A 24,890-nucleotide genomic window follows, 5' to 3' on the forward strand; every position below is an offset into this window, starting at 1 on the left:
AATTATTCAGCCCCTTTCACAGTGCTTTTCTCTTCGACATTAACAGCACCTGAAGACTTGGCTAGCTGTTTTTCTATTGCGCTGGTCAATTCTGCAGATTGTGGCTCTACTTTTGAAGAAAATCGTTGAATGCGCGAACCGTCGGCGCTCACTAGGTATTTATAAAAATTCCAATACGGCGACGCTGTTTGTTCATTTAAATAAGCAAATACAGGATTTACATCAGATCCGCGAACCGCACTTGTCGCAAATACATCAAAGGTCACACCATAGTTAACAAAACATATGTCAGCGGCATCTTTTTCTTCATCTTCTTCTTGAAAGAAATCATCCGATGGAAAACCTAGTACCACCAAGCCTTGCTTTTGATATTTCTTATGTAGCGCTTCCAAACCTTTGAATTGCGGTGTGTAGCCACAATGGCTGGCGGTATTTACAATCAAGAATGTTTTACCTGCGTACTGCTCACAAATATCAACGCTCTTGCTCGAGTTTAATTTTCGCAAATTATGCTTTAGAAATGCAGGGCAAGTCACTTCATCCTTTACCCTAGCTTCAGATTGTACATCAACCGCTACCGCTTCGTTTGCCATGCTAGTGTTGGCAAATGCTAAAAGCATTATTGTCAAACAAATCTTAATCTTATTTTTATCTAACGATCTAGCTGCGCTAGTTAATGTGTTAAACATGGTTTCACCCTTTTTAATATTCGCTTATTTCTACAGATAGAAATTAATTACTATTATTCTACGAGTGTATCGATTACTAAGTTCACTGTTTGTTGATTATTTTTTACTTTAATATTATTGACTTGCGCTTTATAGTCACCCGCTTTTTGGCCAGGCGTTCCCGCTTGAGATAGCACAGCCTGCAAACTCACCGTTTCAACTGAGGAAATAGTACGCTGAGGCATCATTGCATTGCTGTCATCTAAGGTGATAACGGTAGGCAGATCACTTGCCATTAATTTAACAGCAGCAAGCGGCGCTCTAACGCCATCGTTGGCAAGTGCATAGATAAACACAACCTTATCATCGGTTAAGGTTGCGATGACATCTTCTGACAATGATACTTCAATAGTAATTGTTTCTGCTGATCTCTGCGGCTGTTGCGTTGATAATGACTCCATATTAGCTTGAGACCGAGCGGTATTTATAGCATCAAGTAATGCAGCAGAATTTTCACTATTAGGATTATTATCTAAAATAATTTGCCATGACTCTGCTGCCTGGGCAAAGCGCTGATTTTGGTAATGATCCATACCGACAAGCATTAACGTTGCTGCGTCTTTTTCATCAATAGCCAACGCACGTTCAATTAACGAGTCAATTTCAGCATTACGTTGTTGATTGTTTTTGTAATAGAGTGCTTGCGCTTGCATCGCATAGATATCTGCTTGCTCACCTTCAACTTCCATTACTTTATCAAACGCTATTACTGCGCTATCAAATTCACCAACATTGGTTAATATCTGTCCTAAACGAAACCAAGCATCTGAATTTTTAGGGTTTTTCTTAACTTCTTCATGTAATAGTTTTAACTGTGCGATGATCTTTCCCGATTCAGACATATCACCTTGCACAGCATCTGAGTGGTGCATTTGAGCTAATTCTAATTCCCCATAAGCACCGCTTTGGTAATAAAAAACCGCACTAAAAATAATGATAAACGCAGACATAGCTGCCGGCCAGATAAGTGACGTTTTCTTATCTTTCGCCTGTTGCTCTTTGTTTGATGCCTGCATGTCTAGCAACAAACTATGATCTAGCTCTTCTTTTAAATATTCAAAGTTTTCTTTATCAATACCACCTTCAGCATAATCCTTTTCAAGCTCGCGCAGATGTTCATAATAAAGATCTTTGTTAGTTTGGCCACGCATATTCGCCTGATTCGCTTGGTACAAGGATGTTTTTAAAAAGTGTCGCCAAATAAATACTAAAGCGAGCAAACCTAATAAAGCGCTAAAAATCCAAAGTGTTGTCATGTTAATCGTTCCTAGAAAACTAGCATCTGCTAGTCATCCTTTAAAATGTCTTTAAGTTGTTGCTGCTGCTCAGAGTTTAATGCTTGTGGCTTTTCTTTCTTTTTACGAACAAACAAAAACACCACAAAACCACCAATAATAATGAAGGCAATCGGCCCATACCAAAGTACATAGGTCATTTCACTTACTCTTGGTCGATATAACACAAACTCTCCATAACGCTCGACCATAAAGTTCATAATTTCGGTATCTGTTCGACCTTCAAGCAGCATATCGTAAACTTCTTTACGCAAATCGACGGCGATTTGTGAGTTAGAATCGGCCAAATTTTGATTCTGACACTTTGGACAACGAAGCTCATAGGTGAGTGATGCGAACCGCTTCTTGGTTACTTCATCTGGAAATTCATAGGTATCAATTGGACTAGCATTAGCAAAAAACATGACGCTCCAAAGAATTGATAATGAACAAAGTTGGGTTAATCGTTTTAACATAATTTTTCCCTATTGCCCTGCAGCTGACTCAGCAGCCATTTCTTCTTCAATTTTTATAATCAATGGTAAAAACTGACGTTGCCATACGGCTTTATCTAAAATACCAGCAAAACGTTTGCGAATAACATTGTTGTGATCAACAACAAACGTTTCAGGGGCACCAAATACCCCAAGATCCATGGCTAATTTACCCTTATCATCAAATGCCGACCAAACATAGGGGTCTTTATATTGTTGCAACCACAAGTTAGCAGCTGCGCGGTCATCTTGATAATTAACGCCATACAATGTAAAGCGTTTGTCTGTACTTAGCTCCACTAGAAACGGATGTTCGTACTTACAACCAGGGCACCAAGTTGCCCAAACGTTGAATAATTTAATTCCCGATTTAACGTCATTGTTGGTCAGTATTTGTTGCTCATTAGACAGTTTGGTTAAGCTAAACGCAGGGAATTGTTTACCCTCTAGAGCCGAAGGCATTTTTTGTGGATCTAACGATAAACCGCGATACAACAACACCCCCAGCAACACAAAAAGAATAAGTGGAATTAGTCGAATGATAACTTTCATGGCTTTACCTTAGCTTAACGATGGCGCACGTTCGCCGTCACTATCTGTTAATTTAGAGGTTGAGTGAGTTTGCTCTGCTATAGACTGCTTAGCCGTTTTACGGCGGCGATAACGTTTATCAAGCATCGCAAAAATAGCGCCTATTGCCATAAAGATAGCGCCTAACCAGATCCATCTTACAAATGGTTTATAATGCACACGAATTGCCCAGGCACCATCTTCTAATGGGTCACCTAATGCGACGTAAACATCTCTGAATAAGCCAGGATCAATTGCCGCTTCGGTCATGCCCATCGTTTGTACCAGATAACTTCGACGCTCAGGCTGCAAGTTGGTAATAAACTCATCACCATCGTAAAGAGCAAGTTGGCCTTGTTCGGCACTGTAGTTTGGTCCTTCAACAGCTTTAATACCATTGAACTCTATTTGAAATCCAGCAACTTCAACGCGTGAACCAACATCCATACGGATATTGGTTTCTGATTCATAAGTTGAAACTAGAGTGACGCCAACGATGGTCACCGCGATACCAGTATGAGCAACTGCCATTCCAAGGTGACTTAAGCTTAATTTAGCGAAACCTACTGCAGGCCCATTACTTGGTTTTATCTGGTTTCTAACATCTTTAGCTGCAACGAGTGCCACCCAACAGGCAAGCCCCATACCAAAAGCAACTAACCAATCGAAACTACCAGCGTATAAAAGCGGAAAAACCAAACCAAATACAATTGATACCACAGTGATTACAGACAACTGCCTAGACAACTCGCCTTTTTTGGCTTTTTTCCAACGGATCAACGGCCCAATACCCATAAATACAAACAAAATACTCATAATTGGTACGAATACCGCATTAAAATACGGAGGCCCTACAGATATTTTGCCCATGTTGAGCGCATCAACCACTAACGGATATAACGTACCGAGTAATACAGTAACCGCCGCAGCTACTAATACCACATTACAAATTAAAATCGCGGTTTCTCTCGACACTAAATTAAAGCGTGAAAAGCTACCTACGTTTGAACCACGAATCGCATAAAGCAATAATGAACAACCTACGGCAATGGCCAGTAGCATTAAAATAAATGCACCACGAGTTGGATCAGCGGCAAATGAATGAACTGACGTTAATACGCCTGAACGAACAATAAAAGTGCCGAGTAAACTTAAACTAAAGGTAAATATGGCTAACAATACAGTCCAATTTCGAAACGCTCCGCGTTTTTCAGTAACCGCCAATGAATGAATTAGTGCAGTTCCAACTAGCCATGGCATAAAGGAAGCATTTTCTACTGGGTCCCAAAACCACCAGCCGCCCCAGCCTAATTCGTAGTATGCCCACCAACTGCCGAGTGCGATACCAACGGTCAAAAACATCCATGCAGCTAAAGTCCAAGGGCGAGACCAACGTGCCCAAGCAGCGTCCATTTTGCCACATAATAATGCCGCAATTGCAAAAGCAAACGCTACCGAAAATCCAACATAGCCCATGTACAGCATAGGGGGATGAATAATTAATCCAACATCTTGTAATAGAGGATTTAAATCGCGTCCTTCAATCGGCGTATTTAATAGTAAACGGTCGAATGGATTAGACGTTAGCAAGGTAAAAGCCATAAAACCAACAGCTATCATGCCCATTACCGCTAATACTCGAGCAACAAAGGCTTGATCAACATGTTTTGAGAACATCGCAACAGCCATAGTCCACGCTGTTAAAGAAAAGACCCAGAGCAGTAACGAACCTTCATGACCGCCCCAAACGGCGCTGATTTTAAAATACCAAGGCAAATGTGAGTTAGAGTGACCGGCGATATAAGACACTGAAAAATCATCAACGACAAAGCTATAAGCCAGTATTAAAAGGCTAATACTGGTGAATACAAACATGCCAGAAGTCAGCGGCTTGGCAAAACCGATTAACCTTTGGTTTTGGCTATAAACACCCACTAGTGGTATAACCGACAAACATACAGAAAATGCCATGGCTATGATTAGTGCCAGATGTCCTAACTCAGGGATCATTAAACGCTCCGAGGCCAATTTATATTAATAAAAACTGGCAAATAATAGTCTACTTTTAATGGCACATAGTATACCCAGATACCACAGATAACAGAAACAAAAATTTTTACATTTCATTCATCTATCTTCATTTAATTTAGCCAAAGAGCCGAAAATATTAATTCTGTTGAAAAAGCAGTTAAAATATTTCAGAAAAATAACGCTTTTACTTTTTATTAACCAAACAAACAAGTAGAATCGACATCAATTATCATCCTAATATAGGCAAAAGATTGGCTACAGATAGCACTGCATTATTATCGGCACAGCAACTCACGTGTATTCGAGAAGACAGGTTATTGTTTGATGATTTGTCGTTTTCAATTAGCGCCGGTGACATATTACAAATTGAAGGTGCAAATGGCAGTGGTAAAACGAGTTTATTACGTATTTTAGCGGGTTTAACTCAGCCATACAGTGGCGATATTCACTATAACGGCATTGCTATCAATAAATGCAGCGAAGAATTTCACAGTGATTTACTTTTTCTCGGTCATTTACCTGGCGTTAAAGGTGAAATGACCAGTAGCGAGAATTTAGATTTCTATTTTAAACTGCATGGCTTAAATATTGATGACTGCGAAAAGACATTATCTGAAGTTGACCTATACGGTTTTGAAGACGCTATGGCAGGTCACTTAAGTGCAGGTCAACATCGTCGCATCGCTCTTGCTCGGTTATTTGAGTCGAAGGCAAAAATTTGGATCCTTGATGAGCCATTTACTGCTATTGATAAAACTGGTGTAAAAAAGCTTGAACAATTGTTTTTAAGGCATGTAAAAAACGGTGGCGCCATAATTCTTACAACCCACCAAGATCTTTCACTAAACAGTACTGATTTCGAAAAAATCGTACTTGAACACCAGTTTGTTTAGGGTCTGTTATGGCTATTTCTTACCGACAAGCATTTCTAACCATACTTAAACGCGATTTAACCATCGCCATTCGCCACCGCGACGACATCGTTAATCCTTTGCTATTTTTTATTATCGTTGTGTCATTATTTCCTTTAGGTATAGGTCCAGCATCAAACACATTGATGAAAATCGCACCAGGGGTTATTTGGGTAGCCGCACTATTATCAACATTATTGTCGCTTGAGCGATTGTTTAAGAATGACCATCAGGATGGCTCTTTAGAGCAAATGTTGTTGAGTCCATGCCCGACCTTTATTTTAGTGCTAGCTAAGATTTTCGCACACTGGCTAATTACTGGGTTACCATTAATTATTATTGCCCCGCTGTTAGGTGTATTACTTAATCTACATCAAGACAGTTATTTAGCCTTAATGTTAACTTTATTATTGGGCACACCAATATTAAGTCTGTTAGGTGCAATTGGCGTGGCATTAACTGTTGGCTTGAAAAAAGGTGGCGTGCTATTGAGTTTACTCGTACTGCCTTTATATATACCAGTATTAATATTTGCGACCAGCGCCGTGGATTCAGCAAGTATGAATATGCCTTACAATGGTCAACTTGCTATAATCGCAGCATTGTTTTTTGGTTCATTAACTTTGGCACCTTTTGCCGTTAGTTCAGCTTTAAAAGTGAGTACAAATTAATATGTGGAAATGGCTTCATCCATACGCAAACCCAGAAGTGTCTTATCACTTTAGCGGTAAATTGATCCCTTGGTTTAATGTCATTAGTGCTTTATTACTAATCACTGGGTTGTTTTTTGCTCTTGCCTATTCGCCATCGGATTACCAACAAGGCGAAAGTGTTCGAATATTTTATCTACACGTCCCTGCGGCCATGCTTAGCATGGGTATTTATTTAGGTATGGCTATTGCTGCACTATCTGCTTTAGTTTGGCAATTAAAACTGGCAGAAGCCTCAATTTCGGCGTTAGCACCAATTGGCGCAGTATTTACTGCCATTGCATTATTTACAGGTGCTGCCTGGGGTAAACCTATGTGGGGAACCTGGTGGATTTGGGATGCTCGTCTTACCTCTGAATTAATTTTATTGTTTTTATATTTAGGCGTAATTGCATTGCAAAATGCATTTGAAGACAAAGCCTTAGCCGGAAAAGCCGCAAGTGTTTTAGCTCTAGTCGGTGTAGTCAACTTACCAATTATTCATTACAGCGTAGAATGGTGGAATACTCTGCATCAGGGTGCGACCATTTCAAAGTTTGAAAAGCCGTCAATGTCTACCGATATGTTGATCCCTTTTGTTATTTGCTTTTTTGGTTTTGCGTTTATGGTTGCTTCTTTATTCTGTTATCGCTTCAAAGCTGAGATATTAGCAAGAAATTCGATGCGACCTTGGGTTAAAGCAATCGCCAATAAACAAGGAGCTAAGTAATGGCATTTTCATCATTCGCAGAATTTATCGCCATGGGCGGTTACGGTTTTTTTGTTTGGTTATCCTATGGCTTTACCGCCACTTTATTGATTGTCTTGACGATAAACTCACTATCCATGGAAGCCAAAGTATTAAAGAAAGTTAGAAAGCGTTCACAACGCGAAGAGAAGTTAAAACAAGCTGCTCTTAAACGTAAAGAAGGAAAGTAGTATGAATCCTCGTCGTAAAAAACGATTAACCGTTGTTATTTCAATTTTAACTGGTGTCGTTGCTGTTATTGGCATGACCCTATATGCATTAGAACAAACAGTAGATGTATTTTATACGCCAACTGAAATTGTTGAAGGTCATGAAAAAACGGGTCTTAAACCGCAAGTAGGTCAGCGCATTCGTGTCGGTGGTCTTGTCGTTACAGGTACTGTAAAACGAGATCAAGAAAGCTTAAAGGTAGCATTTAAGTTAGTCGATACTGGGCCATTAGTAACGGTTAAATATGATGGCATATTGCCGGATCTATTTCGTGAAGGGCAAGGGATTGTTGCGCAAGGTATTCTAATTGACCCAACAACAATTGAAGCCACCGAAGTATTGGCAAAACATGATGAAGAATACATGCCAAAAGAAGTCGCTGAGAAAGTTGGTAAACACCACACTAAACCAACTTATGATAAAAAAGATTCTAAATATTAATTAGTCTCTATTACTCTTACCTACATAAAAAGCCCGATTTTTCGGGCTTTTTAATACCACTAAGAAGCCCAAAACAATGCTTAAAGCACATTTATAGCAGTGAATTAGCCATTCAATTAATCAAAAAGATGTAACATTCTGTATTCGTTTTAACCATTCCCTTAATTTACTCAAAAATCTTAGTTTAATTGCTAAAAAAGCCTGCCAAAACGCTAAACCTCTGATTTAAATAAGTTTTACTAAAGCATTTTTTTAGTGGCTCGCAACAACAAGATTTTCAACCGCATTAAGGTATTAATCTACCATTAACACCATCCTCATCATTAACCTTATAAATCAACAACTTATAACTAAATAAAAGGTTAGCTCACATACAATTAACACCGGTATCGCAATTGTTACCTATTGTTCCATCACATTACATTCTTTCCTTAAGATGAACCCAAGTTAGCAATAACTAAAACAACACAAAAAGTTACTTGGGAATAAAATTATGTTTAAGAAAAATACAATCGCAATCGCAATCGTTATGGCAACAACAACGACTTCTCCTTTAGCCCTTGCCGCTGACTCAATAGCTGATTCTGATGTAGAACGCATCGAAGTTACAGGCTCTCGTATTAACCGCACAGATATGGAAACCGCATCTCCAGTAACTGTTATTTCTGCAGATGATATTAAACGTGGCGGCTTTCAGTCGGTACAAGAAATTTTAAATGTACAACCAACAGCGGCAGGAATGAGCTTAGGTGCTACCTCAAATAATGGTTCAGGTGGTAAAGCAACAGTGAACCTTCGTGGTATGGGTGTGCAAAGAACCTTAGTTTTATTAAACGGTCGCCGTATGGTTGCCTCAGGAACAGGTGCAGACTCTTCAGTTGACTTAAACACTATTCCTGTTTCAATGATTAAAAACATTGAAATCCTTAAAGACGGTGCTTCGGCAGTTTATGGCTCAGATGCCATTGCCGGTGTTGTAAATATTATAACTAAAACAGATTATGAAGGTACTGAACTAACACTTGATGCCGGTATCACAGGTGAAGGTGACGGTGAGACAGCCGGCGTAAGTATTTTGCATGGCCGTGAAGTAGCCGGTGGTAATTTGGTAGTTGGCTTACAATTTTCAACTCGTGGGGATGTAATTCAATCAGATCGTGATTTTGTACCTGCAGGTCAGTCGTCATATATTCCAGGTGGAACATTAGGAAATCGAGCTCCTGATGCCGATGGTAATTTCGGTGATAAATATGACTTTAACGGCTATGACTACACCAAAGACAGTTATGCCCAAACACCAAATGACTTATACAGCCTATTCACATCTTTCAATAAAGAGGTTGCAGACGATACAGAATTGAGTGTTGATGCGATGTACACACGCCGTGAATCAGATCAACAAATGGCACCACAACCTGCAAATGTTTGGATTGAAGGCGATGCCTTAGACTCATCAATAACAGATCAATTTGAAGAAAAAGAATATACCAACGGCAAGCTACAATATAAACGTCGAATGACTGGTGCAGGGCCGCGCGTATATAGCCAAGAAACAGACACTTTACGTGTTTCTGCGGCGCTATCTGGTTACTTAGAAAACGATGACTCTTGGGACATCTCAGCAACTTACGGTCGTAATGAGTCTAAAGACGAAGTTGCAAATTCTGTTCACGGCACAAACATGACCAATAGTATTTCGGACATGGCGAATAAAGATATTTGGTTTTCTCCAGAAGAAGTGGACCAAGCCTTTTTACAAGCAAATGATATTTTATATACCGAGAAAAACAAAGGAGGTAATGAACAACTTACATTAACTGCTGGTTATTCAGGTATTGCAGAAAACGATATTGGTTACGCTTTCGGTGTTGAATCTCGATATGAAAGCGGCTACTACACACCAGATTTGGTTACTCAACAAGGTGACAGTACAGCAGCGCAACAAGATAAAACAGACGGCGACTACACAGTAAACTCTGTATACTCTGAAATATCTGTTCCGGTGACTGAACAGCTTGCTGTTGAAGCAGCTCTTCGTTACGACGACTACTCTACATTTGGTGGCGCAACGACATGGAAATTGGGTGCAACATACAGCTTTACCGATACATTTATGCTTCGAAGTGTGGCTGCTACTGGTTTCAGAGCGCCAAGTGTTAGTGAGTTATACGGCGGTAACACAGGCTCATATGATTATCTAACGTCGCCATGGTTAGATATTAGCGAGCAAGATCAACAAAAACTTGTAAATTACACCAGTGATGAAGACTTACAACCTGAAGAAAGTGAATCATTTACATTTGGTGCTGTATGGGAAGTAACTGAAGGGCTATCAACAACGGTAGACTACTGGAAGTTTAATATCGACGATGCTATCTCACGTGTCGACGTGCAAGCTAACATGGATAATTGTCATGCTGGCGATATCGAAGCATGTAACGTGATTAATATCACTCCAGAAGGCGACTTATCTAATATGACTGCTGCACTAACCAATATTGGTGAGCAAAAGACCAGTGGCATAGATTGGAATATTAGTTATAGTTTCGATATTTTCAAAGTTATGTTAGATACAACCTACTTATTAGAGTTTGAACAAGACGGTATTGATTATACGGGTAAAATTGACGGTAATATTGGCGGCTACTCAGAACTTAAATCGATGTTAACTGTAAACGCAGCGCTTAGCGATGATTTGAATTTACAATACAGTGCCCAATTTATCCAAGGTATGGAAGGTAATGCATGGGGTACACCATTTAAAACTGACGACGTGGTTTATCACAATGTTTCAGCATCTTATTTCTTAAGTGACAATTGGTCAGTAAATGGTGGCGTGAAAAATCTACTAGACCAAGAGCCTGAAGAAGTTCCGAATGGTAATGATATGAATACCGTACCAAGTGTCTATGACGTTATCGGCAGATCATTCTTTGTAAGCACTTCTTACCAATTCTAGAACGACTGATATAAACAACAAAGCTAGCTACCTAGGTAGCTAGCTTTTTAGTTGAAGTCTTCGATACAAATTTTTAACAGCCCTTGCTTGAATGTTACAAACACTCTGATTAGTTACAATTTTACAGTAATATGTATCCAACTCGTACAGAGCAACGTCAATTTGTAATTTACTGGCAATATCTAAATTAAAGCAATAAATCTAATCGAAATATAATGATGTTATACAGAAACTTAAAAACAGAAGAAAGTAAGCGATTCAATGAATCGCCATATCTGTATGCATCAGTTTTGTTTTTATTACTATATTCACTTACATTCTGCCTTTGGAGTATCAGTAACATTACAGGGGCGATTACTCTGCCGTTTAGCTATAACATCAGTTTTATTGTTACCTTAATACTCACTCTACTGATATTAATTCCGCTCGATATTGAAGCGCATAAACTCAGTAAAAACTCTGTAACTGAGAACTAAACATCAGCCAAACCGTGCAACTATAATTGTTATCGATTAGACACAATGGATAACGATAATCCTGATATTTCTTTTACCTGATCAACAACACCAACAACTTGTTGATGACTTGTATCGTCACTAGCCATTAACACAACTTTATCAGTCGGATTCTCAGCCAACATAAATTCAATAGTAGCCGCTACACGCTCGACATCAACCAGTCGGCTATTAATAATAATATTGCCAATTTCATCGATTCGTATAGCAATAGGTGGTGAAGTGGGAGAATTGTTTTGTGAAGTCGCTAAGGGTCTTTGCACATCAAGACCAGACTCTTTAACAAATGACGTGGTCACAATAAAAAAGATTAACATGATAAAAACTATATCTAGCATCGGAGTCATATCAACACCAGCTTCAGGTTCACCAACTCGCTTCGCAATTGCCATATTAATTCCTAATATTGGTTAGTATTAATATTAACTATAGAATAAGCTGATGAATTTGCTATAGATTTTTATTTAATTAAGAAAATAAATTATTGAGCCTATATAGCTTACGGGGCAGCAAAGTGTTATTCCGCTGATAGCAAGTAACCTTTACCCCAAATGGTTTTTATTTCAGTTTTAGTCACGCCTTGATTGACTAATTTTTCGCGTAATCGTGATAAACGAACATCAACAGAACGCTCAGAACCATCATATTCACGACCTAAAAGTAATTTATAAATATCATCTCGAGTCAGCACTTTACCAGCATTGAACATAAGCAATGAAAGCAATTCAAATTCAAACACACTTAAAGAAATTTCGCTGCCATTAACTTCACACTTTTGTTCGCTTAAGGTTAAGGTGATTTCACCTACTGTAATTTTTTTGCTTTGGTGAGTTGCTTGTTGTTGCTTTGTTCTGCGCAGAAGAGCATCGATTTGTGCTAGCACCAGCTGCGGACTTACAGGCTTAACCATATAGGCATCTGCACCAACATTAAAACCTGTTAAATGTTCCGCTTCACTAGAATGGGAGGTAAGAAAAATTATAGGACCTTGATAGGTAGCTCGTAATTCATGACAAACATTGTAGCCATCTTTGCCCGGTAAACCTACATCTAAAACGATCAAATCAGGTTGAACTTTAATTTGTGCTCGTGCAGCTTGATCGCCGCGAAAAACTTGATGAACAATATAGTTAGACTTTTCCAAAAATGACTTCATTAATGATGACAATACTTTGTCATCTTCAACCACCATAATGGAAGAAAATTCTGCAGTAGAGGCGGTATTAAAGGTCATAAATCGGATGTCCAATAGAATAAATTTCTTACTATTAACTGAGTCTTAAATAACGACAAAATCAATAATTTTGATAACTACAATATTAGACCAACTTGGCACAATTAACTGTGTTTAATTGTAACCAAAGATTTACATTGTTTTAAACCAAATGCCCTTATAATTTAAATTTATTATTAACGACTTAAATACTTTGAGAATAGTCGTCTTCTTGTATATCAAAGCTTTTAGAATTAGTGATGTATGGGTGATCTTCCAAAAATATTTCTATCGCTTTTTTAACTTTATTTGAAATAAAGTCGATTCGGTCATCAAAGAAGTTTTTACGATGATCTTCACTATCAAAAATACCGATAACCCTGCCATCTGGCGCAAAAATTGGACAACACAATTCAGACATAACTTTTGCATCACAGCGATAATACGGGCCATCGTGAGCTTCAACATCGGGGATATAGTACGGACGTTTTTCCATTATCACTCGAGTATTAATAGATTTATCTAGGTAATATTCAGAGATTGGAAACTCAGCTTTAGACATTTCTCCGTTGTAAACATACTTCACTAATTTATCACCATGACGAAGGTAAATACCAAACCAGTCTACGCCTGTCTTATTGTGAATGTAACGAACCAAGCGATTAAGGCGAGCGAGCAAATCTTGTAGGTTTTCTTTCTGTTCTGCACTATCAACGTATTGTAATAGATCGTAGGTGTTGCCTGGCTCTTTATAAATCGGACAGGTGCCATCTTCATTTAACTTAGGCTCTATATAAGAGAATAAGTGTTCGTGATTATCAAGTGCATTGATTGGTTCGTATAGAACCCCTAAAATATCAAATAAACGCATCAGTGCTGCCTAAAAATGTTAATTAGATGTTTAGACGTCTAAACATCTTTTTTTTAGTATTATACATAAGAAATTTCAATTGCCAACTAAATGTTTCGATTCTCTCTAAATCAAATGTTTGATTACCTATAGGAATTGAAACTTAACTTGGTATACTAAAAATTAATAACTAGTCAAACATCGAATAGAAGCAAAAAAAGTAATGGCGATACAACCAACGATTCAAGAAGCAACAATCAAAATTATCAACTTAAGATTACGAACTTTTATCGGCTTTAACCCGGAAGAGCAAAGTAAGCAGCAAGATATTATCATCAACGCCGAAATTAACTACCCAGCAGGCAAAGCCTGTTCTAGTGACGAAGAATCTCAAGCTCTTAATTACAAAACTATTACCAAAAAGATGATCACTCACGTTGAAGATGGGCAGTTTAAGTTATTAGAAAAGCTAACGGCTGATCTGCTAAGTATTGCAATGGAATCTGAATTAGTGAGCAATGCAAAAGTCACCGTTGAAAAACCACATGCATTAAGGTTTGCCGACTCAGTTTCGCTAACCCTAAAAGCAGCAAGACAATAAAATGAAACGCTCAGCAATTATAATTACCGGTGGTGGACAACGATTGGGATTTGAACTGGCTAAAGCGCTACACAGCGAAGATACACCAGTGATCATTAGTTATCGTACTTCACGCGCTGAATTAAAACAGCTAACCGCCCTCGGTATCACTTGCATCCAAGCTGATTTTTCTAGCGATAAAGGCATAGAGGGCTTTAGCGATTATGTTCTACAAAATTGCAGTAGTCTCAAAGCGATTATTCATAATGCGTCTAGCTGGTTAGCTGAAAGCGATGACCTTAGTCCAGCTGATACCATGCAACCAATGTTGCAAGTGCATGTACAAGCACCATACCAATTAAATATTGCCTTACAACACTTATTAATTGCTTATAATCAAGAAGCAGAACAAGCCGCGGATATCATCCATTTAACCGACTATGTTGTAGATAAAGGCAGTAAAAAACATATTGCTTATGCAGCAAGTAAAGCGGCACTTGCCAACCTAACGTTATCGTTTTCAGCACTGTTAGCACCTAAGGTTAAAGTAAACTCAATTGCACCTGCGTTATTAATGTTTAACGATGATGACGGTGATGAATACAAACAAAAAGCGTTGAAAAAATCGCTAATGCAATTGTGCCCAGGGGCGATTGAAGGAGTTGAGGCGGTCAAGTATTTATTAAACTCTAGTTATATTACTGGGCATACGTTACATTTAGATGGTGGTAGGCACCTTAAATAAGCGGCATTTTGCCCTACATTTCCTTAGCAATTTAACAAAATTTAAAATACAAATTTAAACTTATAGTGAAGCATTATTATGTCAAAACTGAAAAATGAAAAAGCGTTATTAAAAGCAGCCCTTAAAGTAGGCGAAACCTACGCAATAAACCGTGGTTATAAAAGCTTTGGTGCCACCGATGCCGCAAAAGAAAAAATAGAGGCGCTTTACCGCTTGCTTGTTAATGACAAGCACATTCATCCTTTGCCTGAAGATAAAGAAGACTTATTGAGCATGAAGCATAAGCTCGCACTTTGGATCCATAAACAATTACCCGATGGTCATGCTTTAAAAGAGTAATAGCAATTAAGTTAAAAAGGAGACTAAGCCTCCTTTTTTAGTTCTATTATTGCAATTTCCTTAAAGCATTAACGTTTATTGGCAATATAATGCACTGTAGAAATACTCTTCTGTAAAAATGCACCTTCACAATAGCCCAAATAATATATCCATAAACGCTTAAATCGTTCGTCATAACCATGTTGTTTTAGTTCTTCAAACGAATGTAAGAAGCGAGTACGCCAATCACTTAATGTCCGAGCATAATCTAATCCGATATCGTGCAGCTCTTCAACAACACAATTAGTATGTTCCGTAAGCATATTGTTCATTAAGGTTATTGAAGGCAAAAAACCGCCAGGGAAGATGTAACGCTGTATAAAATCGACATTATTCGAGTAGTGTTCAAAACGTTGATCGGCAATGGTTATCGCTTGAATTAATAAACGTCCACCTGGCTTTAATCGATCGTTACATTGTTTAAAAAAACTTTCCATATACTGATAACCCACGGCTTCTATCATTTCGATAGAAACAACTTTGTCGTACTGACCAGTCAAGTCTCGGTAATCATCTTTCAATAACGTGATTTTATCTTCTAAGCCTAATTTCTTAACACGTTGCTCGGCATAGCCAAACTGGGCATCAGAAATTGTTGTCGTTGTTACTTTACAGCCGTAATGAGTCGCAGCGTAAATTGCTAATCCACCCCACCCTGTGCCGATTTCTAATAAATGATCGCTCTCTTTTAACTGCAAGCGCTGGCATATCTTGTCTAATTTATACAACTGTGCTTGCTCTAGAGTGGCATCGTCTGAAGGATAGATAGCAGATGAATACATCATCTCTTTATCTAAGAAGCGAGTGTAGAGTTCGTTGCCTAAATCGTAATGGGCAAGAATATTCTTCTTCGAGCCAGAATGACTATTGCGATTTAAGTAATGAAAAAACTTGTTTTTGATTTTATTTAACATGGTTGTTTTAGAATCTAAGCTGTCGGTCGCATCTTGTGCTTTGGCAAAAATTCGTATCACCGTAGTTAAATCTGGGCTCGACCATTTATTATCAATAAATGCCTCTGCCGCGCCAATACTTCCACCTTTAACGAAATCAATATAGGCGCTAGGGTCGTGAATAATCACTTTACCTTGAAGAAACGCTTTATCGCCATTAGCAAGTTTTCCGAATGTCGTTGTGTGTTCACCTTCAACAACGTCGACGATACCGTCTTCTAACTTTCCTAAAACTGAAAAAACAAGGATACGACAACGACTGGCAAGCCAAGTAATTTTATGTTGTGAATACGAAGTAATGTTTTCCACATTTTTCTCCTGAAAGTATTTAATTTTGTAACTCAAACAGCTTCTATAAGTGCCATATAAAAAATGCGATATAAAACTGTTTTATAATAATTTTAGCGGACTATTGTTCGATAATAATCATCGCTATGAACCTGTCAGCCTAGACTTTCTTTTTTATGACTCTTTTTGCTTTGATATGACACAAAAGGTATTCGTTTCAAAAACAACTTTAGTGCTTGCACATAAATACCGGCAAAAATTTTCAACGTCATAATCGGCAATGATAACCAAATATTAAATATCGCCTTCTTGGTAAAAGGATGTTTCTTCAGTGCCAAAGTGGCATCAAATATTTTATTCTCACCTTGTTGGCCACAATCTTGATTAAGCTTCTTCAATCGATGGTTTTCAATGTGCACTAAGAGTCTCGATTTATCTTGCACTGGCGGCTTCACCTGCCAATGATATTTCATGTTTAAATCCATAAAGGGTGAAACATGAAAAGCCTTCTCCGTTATTTGCACATCTTCTAAATCGACTAAGTAATAATGCCTTTGATTCCACGGCGTATTACTCACCTCAGCCAACATGTAGCGACATTTATTTTCATTTTTCTCGTCAAAACAAAAATAAAAATTGGCAGGGCTAAAATAAAGCCCAAAACAACGTCCTTGGACTAACATAGAGACGTTTGAACCTTGCCAATCGCCACCAAGCTGCTTCACTTTGTTTTGAATACGCTCTAATAAAGTTCCAGGTTCACTTTTCAGGTAATCTTTTTCACAAAATCGAATAGGATTGAACCAACGCTTGCCAAATATCGGACCAGGTAGCTTATCAGCCATCACTTCTTTCACATCAAGACAAAGCATGTATAACGAGTAGTTAAAACTATGTAGTTTAGGCGAGTAGCGGCGATGACGAACATTGCCACGATATAACCTACTTTTAATTTGCTCGATATTGTCCGGTGTCATAAATAGCAACCCATTAAAGCGAACAAGAAAAACGCTGACCCACATCAACAGCACTTTTTACACCATCTTCATGGAAGCCGTTGTACCAATAAGCACCGACAAAATGCGTGTTATTTAAACCGCAAATGGTGTTTCGTAACTGCTGAGCGTTCAAGCTAGCTACATTGAATATTGGGTGATGGTAAACGTATTTTCGTAAGACTTTTGCAGGGGCTATGTCTTCATTTTGATTTAATGTGACACAAAACGTTGTCTCTTCCTTTAGACCTTGCAATATATTCATATTATAGGTGACGCTCGCAGGCTTGCTGCGATTATCACTTAACTGATAATTCCAACTTGCCCAAGCTTTTCTACGCTTTGGTAATAAACTAATATCGGTGTGTAACACAACATCATTGGCGCTGTATTCAATTGCACCTAATATCGATTTTTCATCGTCTGTTGCATCGCCAAGTAAGGCAAGGGCTTGATCAGAATGACAAGCGAAAACTACTTCATCAAAGTCCATTACTCTTTTATCGCCAAAGTGCAACTGCACCCCGTCGACTGCACGAGTCACTTTACTTATTGAAGAGTTTAATTCGATATTGTCTTTGAAGCCTTCGATGAGTGGAGCAATGTACGAACGAGAACCTTTAGGGATCACGTACCATTGCGGTCTATCGGCAATATTTAACAAACCATGGTTATTGAAAAACTGAACGAAAAACTTAAACTGAAAGCCTTGCATTTGTTCCAATGAGCTCGACCAAATTGCCGCCCCCATAGGTAAAATATAATGTTCAGAAAAGTAATCATCAAAACTATTTGAATGTAAAAATTCGCCAAGAGTTAAATCCAGATCAAAATCGTTGGCCGAATATGCAGCCTTACACAACTTATTAAAACGCAAGATTTGACTGATTAAACGCCAAAATTTTGGTCGAAAAATATTTCGTCGCTGAGCAAATAAGGTATCTAAATTGTGACCATTGTATTCAAGTCCAGTTTGACAATTATGAACAGAGAAACTCATTTCAGTTTCTTGTTTTTTAATGCCTATGTTATCTAATAATTTAAGAAAATTTGGATAGGTTTTGTCATTAAAAACAATAAAGCCAGTATCAATAACATGCTGTTTTCCAGCATGTTCAACATCGACAGTAGCAGTATGACCGCCGATATAATCGTTCTTTTCAAATACCTGTACTTTATGTTTTTGAGAAAGCAAATAAGCCGTTGTTAAACCTGATACGCCAGCACCAATAACTGCGATATTTTTCATTATGATGTTCTCCAAGTTAGCAATTTCTGCCATAACGGTTTTGGGATTAACGCCATTAGTTTTAAAAGGTAAGTAAAGCGTTTAGGGAAATGTGCATAGGAACGTTTATTACGCTCAGCTTTATAAATACGATCAGCCGCTTCTTCGCTAGTTATTCTAAACGGCATAGCAAAATCATTTTTATCAGTCAGTGGCGTCTTAACAAAGCCTGGATGAATTAAAGTTACGCCAATATTATGCTTGGCTAAATCAAGACGAAGGGTATTGGCTAAGTAATCCAACCCAGCCTTTGAAGCACCATAAGCTTCAGCTCGTGGCAAAGGTAAAATGGTGACACTAGAACTGACTAAAACCAGTTGGCCACCATTTGATAACTTAGGTAATAAGTAATGTAACAAGTGACCAATGGCTACTAAGTTGACGTTAATGACACGTTGAAATAATTTGTTATCAAAACCAACAGCATCGTCTATGTACTCACAATCACCGGCGTTCAAAATAATCGTATCTAAGATATCAATTTGAGCCGCTGCCAGCTTAATCTGCTCCACATTAGTTATATCAAATGCCAGCGTTTTAAAGTTGTTAGTCTCAAAATCAGGCTCGGTTAGGTCAAGGCTACTTATTTTGGTCGACAATGACGTTAATTTTTCTTCATTACGACCGCAAGCGAACACCTGATGTTGTTTACTTGCATAGGCATGAGCAAGTGCCTCACCGATACCGGATGTTGCCCCGGTAATTAATACGCTACTCATGTTACAGCTCGAGATTTAATCGCTTTGATTATTCTTCCGACCACAGGCACGTGCTCATAGAGCATTGCTCCAACGTCCAAATAGTCTCGATGAAAACAAACTTTTCCGTCTTTAGCTTTTAGCAAAGAGCTGCCTTCTACAATGACGACTCTACCGCGGTTTAATTGCGGATGAACAAACTCCATAGTCCAATAAATTGCCGCAGAATTTTCGTTATGAATAGCATTGTCAATGACAAAGCTGCAGCTCTGTAGGTTGGTGTAGAGCTGATCGAAATATTGCAGCAAATGATCAAGGCCCTTTATCGTATGCATTGGATCTGAAAATTCGATGTCTACGCTATAAATATCTTTTATCATCAACAAGTTCTTTGTATTTAGCTGTTGATAAATATCACAAAAATTAACCAACCAAGCTGGCTGTGTTAACTCACGAATACCAGTATTGGTTGCTTTAAGCATTGGCTCTTCATGAGCACTGTTTGGGACTGATTGTTTTAGCTTCACAGTAGCCACTAGTTAAATTCCTCATTTTAATACTTTAGCCTAAAAATCAACATAAATAGAGTAATTAATTTCACCAAAGTTATTTTAAATATTTGATTTGTAAAAACTTAGCGCATCTAGACGGGCAGTTTTATGTTCTACCAACGGCGACCAGTAACAGTTCAAATTATTTTGTTTAATGTATTTGTGAGGAAAGTGGATTTCTTTATCCGGAATTTCCTCAAGCTCTGGTATATATTTACGAATGAAATCTCCATTTGGATCAAATCTAGTGCTTTGAGTTATCGGATTAAATACTCGAAAGTAAGGCTGGGCATCACAACCTGTGCCTGCAGACCATTGCCAGCCGCCATTATTCGCAGCGAAATCTCCATCAATTAAGTGTTCTCTAAAATATTGTTCTCCCCAACGCCAATCAATCAATAGATGTTTAGCTAAAAAACTTGCCACTATCATCCGCAACCTGTTGTGCATCCACCCGGTTGCGTTAAGTTGCTTCATCGCTGCATCAACGATTGGATAGCCTGTCTGCCCTTCACACCAAGCCTTGAACCATACTTGGTTGTTCTGCCAAGGTAGATTGTTGTATTTGTTATTAAAGTTTTCTCCCTTACATAAATTGGGGAAATGAAATATTAAGTGGCGATAAAATTCTCTCCAAATAAGTTCATTTAACCAGGAAAATGAAGGGCTATCGCTGCTGAATAAGATATCGGGAAAACGTTGTTGCAATAACACCAAAAGGTAACGTGGACTTAATGCGCCAATGGCTAAATAGGGCGAAAAACCTGATGTACCTTTTACCGATGGAATATCTCTAAATTTATGATACTCGGCGACTTTGTCTGAAAGAAACTCTGGAATAACGGAATACTCTAGCTGTTCTACTAGCGGCCAAGCCGCTGAACTTGTTGTGCCATATTGTGTAGCCAAGGCACTGATAATGTCATTATTATTAGCAAGTGTTTTATTCGCCGGCTTTGATTGGTCTGTCACATATCGATTGATATAGTTAAATCCTTGGCGATTAACTTGTTTTAGCCACGCTTTTTTGAACGGAGTGAACACTTTATACATCTCTTCATTCAAATTTAAAACTTTGCCAAAGGGAACAATAACATCGGAGTTATAAAGCGATAGATTGCAACCAAGTTCGATTAATTGCTGGTCACGTTGGCGCTCATTTAGTTCAACTTCATAATTGGCAAATATTCTAGTATTTGTTTTTATGCTGGTGTTAGCGCTAGTGTCAGCATTGATAAAGTGCTTTTTAATAAATTCTTGTTGTCCATCAAAGTCTTGTACATCAATAATGTTTAATTGTACACCAAGGTCATTAAGTTGTTTCTCCAACAAAGTAAGGTGGCGCAGAATAAAGTCAATTTGAATAGGTGCTTGGTGATGTTCTAACCATTGTTTTGGTGTGGCTAAATATATAGCTTCGCTAACACCATGATTCAGCGCTTGCTCAAGGGCTTCATTATCGTGAACTCGTAAATCATTTCGAAACCAAAGAATCATATAGATGCCTTTATTATATTGATACAGTACTTCAAAGGTAATGGCGATAATTTGTACGTTAGCGATACAACAAAAATTAGACTAAAAAAAGTCAGGCTACAACAGCCTGACCAAAATGGAAGTAAACAGTTAAATTGACTACATCTTTATTTTCATCAAATCTATTGTAAGTTTTTTCTCTAATAACCGTAACGAAGTTTTAATTCTTCAGGATAAGGATTCAAGTAACTCTGCCTGTTTAAATACTTGTTTGGAAATGTCATTAGATAATGCTTAATCAATGTTAATGGCACAACAAGAGGAACTAGTCCTGTACGGTAAGCCGAAATTTGTTCTACTAACTCTTGTCTTTGCATCGGATTTAGCTGGCGAGAGAAATAGCCTTGTAAATGTTGCAATGTATTGGCATGTTTCTTACGAGTAGCTTTAACCTTTAACGCCGTCATTAAACCAGTGATATATTGCTCTGCCATGTCATTTACATCTAAGTTTGCTTGCGCGAGCAATCTACCTAAAGATTTATAAGCAACTAAGTCATGACTCATTACAGTATATTTATATTGACTGTGAAAAGTCATTAGCTTGTGTTTAGTGATGCCTGAAGCAACAAGTTGTTGCCAATTCCTGTAAGCAAAAACCCGTGCAACAAAGTTTTCGCGAATAACTTGATCGTTCAACCGACCATTTTCTTCACACGGTAATATTGGATTCGCTTTCATTATTTGCTCCGCAAATACGCCAATACCGTCAGAGGTAGAGCCTTTACCGTCTTCACTGTAAACCTTGACTCGTTCCATGCCGCAACTAGGGCTTTTTGCACAAAAAATATAACCGCTAAATTTTTCAGCTATTTTTGCCACACGTTTACCATATTCAGCCAACGCTTCGGTGACCTCGCCACTGCCGTCAGGACGTGATACTAAAATCATATCCTGCTTTTTGATTTGGCGAATAGTCGGTCTTGGAACAGGTAAGCCAATAGCTACTTCAGGACAAAAAGAACGGTATTGCACATGCTCTCCTAACTCTTTTACACAAAAATGTGATGTTTTTGAGCTTGCATCATAACGAACATTTTGACCAACCAAACAAGCGCTGATTCCAATTGTGATAGGCGTAGCCATACTAACCTCGAATTCTATATTGTTTAATAGTTTTACGAGATAAAGCTCGGTAAGGATCACTTATTTATAAATATTTTCGAAGTTTTTAAGGGGCATAGAAAAGGTCTATTAACATGCGTTAATAGACCTAAGGTCCTCGAAGGGCTTGAAGTTAGTATATAAAACTTGCAATAGGGTTAAGTAATTTGTTAATCCCTTTAGTAAAGTGTAAAGCGTCACTGGCTACAGTAAAACACAAACAGCCATCTTTAGTCATTGGATTGTGCGTGTGTTCACCATCTAGCATAATGAAATCTCCTGGCACATAATCACCTAACTCATCATTAAAATGACCTTCTAGCAATAAAGTTACTTCATAGCCTTTGTGTGTATGTTCTGGTACTGAACCACCAGGTGCAATTTCCAACAATGATGAGTGAATTTCACCTTCTCCAAGATCCATTCGGGCTCGAGTTAATTGACCAAAGCTGGTCGGGTTTGACATCGGCATATTCATAATTGCTCTAGGTAAACGATATTCCTTACCTTTGATGTTAATGGTTTTAGCAATGTTTGGTTCACTAACATCTATGTCGTCATTGCTCGTTATTGATGCGATCAACTCGTCAATATTAATACTTGCTGCATCAAAATCTTTTTCGTTTAATTGCTCTTCTCCCGCTTCAAATAGCTGTTCTGCATTTCGTTCATTTAACTGCGCTGATTTTTGCTTACATGTTGGACAAAAGTCATTGTGCATAGCCACTGCTGCAGACAAAGAAGCTGGTAGATCACCTACTGAAAAAGCCGTAAGTAACTCAATACTTGGGTGATGTTTAATCATGCTGCTCTCCTAACTTCGACTGCATTTGTTCTTTCAATTTCGATAAGGCTAATCTTAACCTTGATTTTACGGTGCCCAGGGGCAAGCCAAGATGTTCGGCTAACTGCTCCTGAGACATTTCTAAAAAGTAGAATCCTTTGACAACCTGACGTTGATTTTCTGGTAATTTGTCAAGATACTTTTCAATGTGTTTATTTTCAAAGTGGTCTTCAAATTGATGCTCCTCGACATCTGCACTTTCTACCATCGGCCAAATATCGTCACTGTAATTATCTTCTTTGGTCGACTGAATTTTTCTCATCAAGTCAAAACTGGCATTGCGCATTACAGTATAAACCCAGGTAGTCGGCGCGCCTTTTTCTGCATTAAACAGATGAGCTTTACGCCACACATTGGTCATTGTTTCTTGAACAATTTCACTGGCCAATGAAGGGTTGTTGTATTTCTTGCTAGCAATATTTTGAATCCGCCCGGCAAAAAACTTAAACAAACAGGTGAATGCTTGCTTATCTCGGTTTTCAGCAACGGACTTTAACCAGTTTGCTAATTGTTGATGGTCAACATCGTTATTTGTATTCATAACCCTAGTATTAATAGGTTTTTCGCTTGAATGCAATGTTGGCGACTGACTTTGCAACATTTATATCCCCAGGTTTGACTTTATTAATTTGTGATACGAACAACTTTTAACTTTGGATCACTTATTTTGAAAAAATATTAAATTTATTTTATCGGCAATTCAATTTCACTTTGTTTTTCCAAAATAACCATATTTAAAAAATCTAAAGCTTGTACTGCTGAACTCTCAGCAATAAAACATTCCTTAGCCGTATTATTTATCGGTAACAACTCAAGCCAACGCGCGCATACCCAATTAGGGTCATCAATAAAGTTATCTTTATACAGGCTAGATAAATCTTCATTTTTTCTAAAAAACATTTGTAACTGAGAAGTCAATTCTGCTGTTTTTTCATTACGGCCTAATGGTTGCCAATGTGGATGGGAACTTACCTCAGCGACAATTAAGCCATCTTCTTGCACACTGCGACTGTTTATGGATAGCAGCTGGTGACAGCGTACATCGACTATCAATATGCCATCGTCACCTAACTCAAAATCAATGAGTTCGACCCAGCTAGCCCAATGTTGCTTCTTGGTGCTTTGATTAATTGAAATAGCAAAACCTTTTGTTTGCTGACAATTTTTTATCATATTGATGTAACGTTGCTCGAATATTCTAAGCCTTGTTACACCACCAGGTAAAAGAAAGATCGGTAATGGAAAAATTGGGATCTGCATAATACTTCTTAGTCAGT

At 38.2% G+C, this 24,890-nt stretch carries 27 protein-coding genes; 9 read left to right on the forward strand and 18 right to left on the reverse strand.

All coding sequences use genetic code 11. The annotated features are described in order from the left end of the window. Positions 1–2: 2 nt before the first annotated feature. From LT090_RS13505 to LT090_RS13525, 5 genes are all read right to left on the reverse strand, one after another. Positions 3–593: a glutathione peroxidase gene (locus LT090_RS13505; protein ID WP_068546007.1), complete on the reverse strand. Its 591-nt coding sequence runs from the start codon at positions 591–593 to the stop codon at positions 3–5. A 149-nt stretch (positions 594–742) separates the two neighbouring features. Beyond that, entirely contained in the window at positions 743–1,984 is a 1,242-nt protein-coding gene (gene ccmI, locus LT090_RS13510) for a c-type cytochrome biogenesis protein CcmI (RefSeq protein ID WP_068545943.1), read from the reverse strand. A gap of 29 nt (positions 1,985–2,013) precedes the next feature. After that, positions 2,014–2,478, reverse strand: a complete 465-nt coding sequence (locus LT090_RS13515) for a cytochrome c-type biogenesis protein (protein WP_068545942.1) — start codon at positions 2,476–2,478, stop codon at positions 2,014–2,016. Between the two features lie 9 nt (positions 2,479–2,487). After that, complete coding sequence (locus tag LT090_RS13520; RefSeq protein ID WP_068545941.1) at positions 2,488–3,048, reverse strand: DsbE family thiol:disulfide interchange protein; 561 nt, start codon at positions 3,046–3,048, stop codon at positions 2,488–2,490. A 9-nt stretch (positions 3,049–3,057) separates the two neighbouring features. Beyond that, a complete protein-coding gene (locus tag LT090_RS13525) occupies positions 3,058–5,076 on the reverse strand; it encodes a heme lyase CcmF/NrfE family subunit (RefSeq protein WP_068545940.1) in 2,019 nt (672 codons plus the stop codon). A 272-nt stretch (positions 5,077–5,348) separates the two neighbouring features. Here LT090_RS13525 and ccmA point away from each other — a divergent pair, with 272 nt between their 5' ends. The 6 genes from ccmA (at position 5,349) to LT090_RS13555 (ending at position 11,076) form a co-directional block, all read left to right on the forward strand. Then, positions 5,349–5,990, forward strand: coding sequence for a cytochrome c biogenesis heme-transporting ATPase CcmA (gene ccmA / locus LT090_RS13530; protein ID WP_068545939.1), 642 nt, complete (start codon positions 5,349–5,351; stop codon positions 5,988–5,990). A gap of 8 nt (positions 5,991–5,998) precedes the next feature. After that, positions 5,999–6,679 (forward strand): heme exporter protein CcmB, encoded by a 681-nt coding sequence (ccmB, locus tag LT090_RS13535; protein ID WP_068545938.1) that lies wholly within the window; start codon positions 5,999–6,001, stop codon positions 6,677–6,679. Between the two features lies 1 nt (position 6,680). Next, complete coding sequence (locus LT090_RS13540; protein WP_068545937.1) at positions 6,681–7,427, forward strand: heme ABC transporter permease; 747 nt, start codon at positions 6,681–6,683, stop codon at positions 7,425–7,427. Continuing rightward, on the forward strand, positions 7,427–7,636 hold the full coding sequence (ccmD, locus tag LT090_RS13545; protein ID WP_068545936.1) for a heme exporter protein CcmD: 210 nt from the start codon (positions 7,427–7,429) through the stop codon (positions 7,634–7,636). Before LT090_RS13540 ends, ccmD begins: the two co-directional genes overlap by 1 nt. A gap of 1 nt (position 7,637) precedes the next feature. Next, positions 7,638–8,117, forward strand: a complete 480-nt coding sequence (ccmE, locus tag LT090_RS13550) for a cytochrome c maturation protein CcmE (RefSeq protein WP_068545935.1) — start codon at positions 7,638–7,640, stop codon at positions 8,115–8,117. A gap of 493 nt (positions 8,118–8,610) precedes the next feature. Next, positions 8,611–11,076 carry a TonB-dependent receptor plug domain-containing protein gene (locus LT090_RS13555; RefSeq protein ID WP_068545934.1) on the forward strand — a complete coding sequence of 822 codons (2,466 nt, stop codon included), beginning with the start codon at positions 8,611–8,613 and terminating at the stop codon, positions 11,074–11,076. A 505-nt stretch (positions 11,077–11,581) separates the two neighbouring features. On the opposite strand, the gene LT090_RS13560 is transcribed toward LT090_RS13555, so the two are convergent. The 3 genes from LT090_RS13560 to LT090_RS13570 all read right to left on the reverse strand — a co-directional run bounded on the left by LT090_RS13560 (position 11,582) and on the right by LT090_RS13570 (position 13,675). Then, positions 11,582–11,983 (reverse strand): ExbD/TolR family protein, encoded by a 402-nt coding sequence (locus LT090_RS13560; protein WP_068545933.1) that lies wholly within the window; start codon positions 11,981–11,983, stop codon positions 11,582–11,584. A gap of 125 nt (positions 11,984–12,108) precedes the next feature. After that, the gene (locus LT090_RS13565) at positions 12,109–12,825 is read right to left on the reverse strand and encodes a response regulator transcription factor (protein WP_068545932.1); all 717 of its coding nucleotides are present in this window, start codon (positions 12,823–12,825) and stop codon (positions 12,109–12,111) included. 184 nt (positions 12,826–13,009) lie between these two features. Further along, on the reverse strand, positions 13,010–13,675 hold the full coding sequence (locus LT090_RS13570) for a GAF domain-containing protein (RefSeq protein ID WP_068545931.1): 666 nt from the start codon (positions 13,673–13,675) through the stop codon (positions 13,010–13,012). Between the two features lie 220 nt (positions 13,676–13,895). On the opposite strand from LT090_RS13570, the gene folX reads away from it, so the two are divergent. The 3 genes from folX (at position 13,896) to LT090_RS13585 (ending at position 15,318) form a co-directional block, all read left to right on the forward strand. Next, a complete protein-coding gene (gene folX, locus LT090_RS13575; protein ID WP_068546006.1) occupies positions 13,896–14,255 on the forward strand; it encodes a dihydroneopterin triphosphate 2'-epimerase in 360 nt (119 codons plus the stop codon). A 1-nt stretch (position 14,256) separates the two neighbouring features. Then, on the forward strand, positions 14,257–14,979 hold the full coding sequence (gene folM, locus LT090_RS13580) for a dihydromonapterin reductase (RefSeq protein ID WP_068545930.1): 723 nt from the start codon (positions 14,257–14,259) through the stop codon (positions 14,977–14,979). A 78-nt stretch (positions 14,980–15,057) separates the two neighbouring features. After that, the gene (locus LT090_RS13585; RefSeq protein WP_068545929.1) at positions 15,058–15,318 is read left to right on the forward strand and encodes a DUF5062 family protein; all 261 of its coding nucleotides are present in this window, start codon (positions 15,058–15,060) and stop codon (positions 15,316–15,318) included. A gap of 68 nt (positions 15,319–15,386) precedes the next feature. Here LT090_RS13585 and LT090_RS13590 read toward each other — a convergent pair whose 3' ends face one another. The 10 genes from LT090_RS13590 to LT090_RS13635 all read right to left on the reverse strand — a co-directional run bounded on the left by LT090_RS13590 (position 15,387) and on the right by LT090_RS13635 (position 24,873). Beyond that, entirely contained in the window at positions 15,387–16,619 is a 1,233-nt protein-coding gene (locus LT090_RS13590; protein ID WP_068545928.1) for a class I SAM-dependent methyltransferase, read from the reverse strand. Positions 16,620–16,753: 134 nt separating this feature from the next. Next, the gene (locus LT090_RS13595) at positions 16,754–17,575 is read right to left on the reverse strand and encodes a DUF1365 domain-containing protein (protein ID WP_068546005.1); all 822 of its coding nucleotides are present in this window, start codon (positions 17,573–17,575) and stop codon (positions 16,754–16,756) included. Positions 17,576–17,588: 13 nt separating this feature from the next. Next, on the reverse strand, positions 17,589–18,842 hold the full coding sequence (locus LT090_RS13600) for an NAD(P)/FAD-dependent oxidoreductase (RefSeq protein ID WP_082897121.1): 1,254 nt from the start codon (positions 18,840–18,842) through the stop codon (positions 17,589–17,591). Continuing rightward, positions 18,842–19,600, reverse strand: a complete 759-nt coding sequence (locus tag LT090_RS13605) for an SDR family NAD(P)-dependent oxidoreductase (protein WP_068545927.1) — start codon at positions 19,598–19,600, stop codon at positions 18,842–18,844. The genes LT090_RS13600 and LT090_RS13605 overlap by 1 nt, the downstream gene beginning before the upstream one ends. Further along, on the reverse strand, positions 19,597–20,115 hold the full coding sequence (locus tag LT090_RS13610) for a nuclear transport factor 2 family protein (protein ID WP_226996485.1): 519 nt from the start codon (positions 20,113–20,115) through the stop codon (positions 19,597–19,599). The genes LT090_RS13605 and LT090_RS13610 overlap by 4 nt, the downstream gene beginning before the upstream one ends. Positions 20,116–20,190: 75 nt before the next feature. Beyond that, complete coding sequence (gene phrB, locus LT090_RS13615; RefSeq protein WP_068545926.1) at positions 20,191–21,627, reverse strand: deoxyribodipyrimidine photo-lyase; 1,437 nt, start codon at positions 21,625–21,627, stop codon at positions 20,191–20,193. A 179-nt stretch (positions 21,628–21,806) separates the two neighbouring features. Further along, a complete protein-coding gene (locus tag LT090_RS13620) occupies positions 21,807–22,751 on the reverse strand; it encodes a YbgA family protein (protein WP_068545925.1) in 945 nt (314 codons plus the stop codon). Between the two features lie 151 nt (positions 22,752–22,902). Next, the gene (locus tag LT090_RS13625; RefSeq protein WP_068545924.1) at positions 22,903–23,574 is read right to left on the reverse strand and encodes a ChrR family anti-sigma-E factor; all 672 of its coding nucleotides are present in this window, start codon (positions 23,572–23,574) and stop codon (positions 22,903–22,905) included. Beyond that, positions 23,567–24,214, reverse strand: coding sequence for a sigma-70 family RNA polymerase sigma factor (locus LT090_RS13630; protein WP_068545923.1), 648 nt, complete (start codon positions 24,212–24,214; stop codon positions 23,567–23,569). Before LT090_RS13630 ends, LT090_RS13625 begins: the two co-directional genes overlap by 8 nt. Positions 24,215–24,297: 83 nt before the next feature. After that, positions 24,298–24,873 carry an LON peptidase substrate-binding domain-containing protein gene (locus LT090_RS13635; RefSeq protein ID WP_068545922.1) on the reverse strand — a complete coding sequence of 192 codons (576 nt, stop codon included), beginning with the start codon at positions 24,871–24,873 and terminating at the stop codon, positions 24,298–24,300. Positions 24,874–24,890: the final 17 nt, after the last annotated feature.

Source organism: Thalassotalea crassostreae, from assembly GCF_001831495.1.
In the GTDB taxonomy this organism is placed as follows: Bacteria; Pseudomonadota; Gammaproteobacteria; order Enterobacterales; family Alteromonadaceae; genus Thalassotalea_A; species Thalassotalea_A crassostreae.

Excerpts from the sequence above, each read along its gene's own strand:
- ccmB (WP_068545938.1), top strand. The coding sequence starts at position 5,999 with ATGGCTATTTCTTACCGACAAGCATTTCTAACCATACTTAAACGCGAT.
- LT090_RS13540 (WP_068545937.1), top strand. The coding sequence starts at position 6,681 with ATGTGGAAATGGCTTCATCCATACGCAAACCCAGAAGTGTCTTATCAC.
- LT090_RS13560 (WP_068545933.1), bottom strand. The coding sequence starts at position 11,983 with ATGGCAATTGCGAAGCGAGTTGGTGAACCTGAAGCTGGTGTTGATATG.
- LT090_RS13565 (WP_068545932.1), bottom strand. The coding sequence starts at position 12,825 with ATGACCTTTAATACCGCCTCTACTGCAGAATTTTCTTCCATTATGGTG.
- ccmD (WP_068545936.1), top strand. The coding sequence starts at position 7,427 with ATGGCATTTTCATCATTCGCAGAATTTATCGCCATGGGCGGTTACGGT.
- LT090_RS13585 (WP_068545929.1), top strand. The coding sequence starts at position 15,058 with ATGTCAAAACTGAAAAATGAAAAAGCGTTATTAAAAGCAGCCCTTAAA.
- LT090_RS13625 (WP_068545924.1), bottom strand. The coding sequence starts at position 23,574 with ATGATTAAACATCACCCAAGTATTGAGTTACTTACGGCTTTTTCAGTA.
- LT090_RS13515 (WP_068545942.1), bottom strand. The coding sequence starts at position 2,478 with ATGTTAAAACGATTAACCCAACTTTGTTCATTATCAATTCTTTGGAGC.
- LT090_RS13505 (WP_068546007.1), bottom strand. The coding sequence starts at position 593 with ATGGCAAACGAAGCGGTAGCGGTTGATGTACAATCTGAAGCTAGGGTA.
- LT090_RS13555 (WP_068545934.1), top strand. The coding sequence starts at position 8,611 with ATGTTTAAGAAAAATACAATCGCAATCGCAATCGTTATGGCAACAACA.
- LT090_RS13600 (WP_082897121.1), bottom strand. The coding sequence starts at position 18,842 with ATGAAAAATATCGCAGTTATTGGTGCTGGCGTATCAGGTTTAACAACG.
- LT090_RS13570 (WP_068545931.1), bottom strand. The coding sequence starts at position 13,675 with ATGCGTTTATTTGATATTTTAGGGGTTCTATACGAACCAATCAATGCA.
- LT090_RS13520 (WP_068545941.1), bottom strand. The coding sequence starts at position 3,048 with ATGAAAGTTATCATTCGACTAATTCCACTTATTCTTTTTGTGTTGCTG.
- LT090_RS13630 (WP_068545923.1), bottom strand. The coding sequence starts at position 24,214 with ATGTTGCAAAGTCAGTCGCCAACATTGCATTCAAGCGAAAAACCTATT.
- LT090_RS13595 (WP_068546005.1), bottom strand. The coding sequence starts at position 17,575 with ATGACACCGGACAATATCGAGCAAATTAAAAGTAGGTTATATCGTGGC.
- ccmI (WP_068545943.1), bottom strand. The coding sequence starts at position 1,984 with ATGACAACACTTTGGATTTTTAGCGCTTTATTAGGTTTGCTCGCTTTA.
- phrB (WP_068545926.1), bottom strand. The coding sequence starts at position 21,627 with ATGATTCTTTGGTTTCGAAATGATTTACGAGTTCACGATAATGAAGCC.
- LT090_RS13525 (WP_068545940.1), bottom strand. The coding sequence starts at position 5,076 with ATGATCCCTGAGTTAGGACATCTGGCACTAATCATAGCCATGGCATTT.
- LT090_RS13635 (WP_068545922.1), bottom strand. The coding sequence starts at position 24,873 with ATGCAGATCCCAATTTTTCCATTACCGATCTTTCTTTTACCTGGTGGT.
- folM (WP_068545930.1), top strand. The coding sequence starts at position 14,257 with ATGAAACGCTCAGCAATTATAATTACCGGTGGTGGACAACGATTGGGA.
- ccmE (WP_068545935.1), top strand. The coding sequence starts at position 7,638 with ATGAATCCTCGTCGTAAAAAACGATTAACCGTTGTTATTTCAATTTTA.
- LT090_RS13620 (WP_068545925.1), bottom strand. The coding sequence starts at position 22,751 with ATGGCTACGCCTATCACAATTGGAATCAGCGCTTGTTTGGTTGGTCAA.
- LT090_RS13605 (WP_068545927.1), bottom strand. The coding sequence starts at position 19,600 with ATGAGTAGCGTATTAATTACCGGGGCAACATCCGGTATCGGTGAGGCA.